General features: G+C 59.1%; 1 protein-coding gene. It reads left to right on the forward strand.

All coding sequences use genetic code 11. The features are described from left to right. The coding region (gene alaS / locus ACH2EH_RS09855) for an alanine--tRNA ligase (RefSeq protein WP_395141220.1) at positions 1-1,754 on the forward strand (1,754 nt) is incomplete at both ends.

Here is a 1,754-nt window from a genome sequence, read left to right on the forward strand (position 1 = left end):
TGATTTGCAGCCACAGCTCCCGTTTGACCAAGACTGGGACGGTGAAGGCTCGCGCTGGCTGGAGATCTGGAACAATGTCTTTACGCAGTACACGGGCCAGGGCACGGGCGACGACTATAAGCTGATCGAGCTGCCCAAGAAGAACATTGACACCGGTATGGGCCTGGAGCGCACGGCAGCAGCGATCAACAACCTCGCCGGACCGTTTGAGACGGATCTGCTGCGCCCCGTGATCGCCGTGATGGAGCAGCTCTCGGGCAAATCCTACACGTCCACGCCGGACTCCGCCACCGATATCGCCTTCCGAAGAATCGCCGACCACGTGCGTGCCGCTACTTTCATCCTCTGTGATGGCGTCACGCCTGGCTCCAGCGATAAAGGCTATATTCTGCGCCGCCTGATGCGCCGCGCGATTGTGGCGGGGATTCGACATCTAGGCTTTGAGAACGAGACTTTTATGGACCGTGCCGTCCCCGGCGTGGTGCAGAACATGAAGGACTACTACCCCGAGCTGGTAGACCGACAAGAGGCGATTTTGGAGGCCGTCAAGCTGGAGGAGACCAGCTTCCGCAACACGCTCAAAAACGGCCTCGCACGCCTGGAAGACGCGCTGGCCAAAGGCACTCTCGATGGTGCTGAGGCGCACTTTCTTTACCACACCTACGGCCTGCCCTTTGAAGTGACCGCCGAAGTCGCGCTGGAGCGTGGCATCAGCGTGGATCGCGAGAGCTACGAGACGGCTCAAAAAGAGCACTCCGAGAAATCCAAGAACGACGATAAAGTTACCTGGATTATTACCGATGAGAGCACCAAAGAGTTGTTGCGCTCTCTGCCGCACACCAAGTTTGTCGGCTACGACAAGTTCAGCGCCCAGACAACCATTGTTGGTATTCTTCAGAACGGCAAGCCACTTGCCAAACTCCCTGTCGGTGAAGAGGCGGAAATTATCCTTGCTGAGTCGCCATTTTATGCGGAGAGTGGAGGCCAGGTCGGGGACACGGGCGATATTTTTGGCGAGGTTTTGCACGGGGAAGCGCCCTGGTTTAAGGTCACGAGTACACAGAAGCGCGAGGGAATCTGGTTTCACCATGGAACAGCCGAAGACGGTGGCCTTTCCGTAGGCGATACGGTTACCGCGAAGGTTAGTGCCGCACGTTTCGACATTCGGCGCAATCACACGGCAACACACTTACTTCACAAAGCCTTGCGCTCGCAGCTCGGAACCCACGTCGCGCAGAAAGGCTCGCTGGTCGCCCCCGACCGCCTGCGTTTTGACTTCTCGCACAACGCGGCACTGACCGATGAAGAGCTGGCGAGCATTGAGGCCGAGGTGAACCTTTCCATTCGCCGCCGCCTGCGGGTAGAGATCGTGGAGACCAGCCAGGAGGAAGCCCGAAAGCACGGGGCAATGATGCTCTTTGGTGAGAAATACGGCGATGTCGTGCGCATGGTCTCGATTGGCAGTGACTACTCCATTGAGCTCTGTGGCGGAATCCATGTCGCCAGTGCCGAGGACGTCGGGCTGTTTCGGATCATCAGTGAGGGCAGCGCGGCGGCGGGCGTGCGGCGTATTGAGGCGCTAACGGGGCGCGGAGCCTACGAGCATCTTGCGGCCCGGGACAATACGCTTGCCGTGGCAGGAGCGTTGCTCTCCATTAAGCCCGATGCCGTCCCCGAGGCAATCGAGCGGCTTCAGGCGCATCTCAAAGAACTCCAGCACGAGCTGAAGTCGCTCAAGTCCGCCGCGACAGGCT

It is taken from the genome of Armatimonas sp. (assembly GCF_043760365.1).
Taxonomy (GTDB): domain Bacteria; phylum Armatimonadota; class Armatimonadia; order Armatimonadales; family Armatimonadaceae; genus Armatimonas.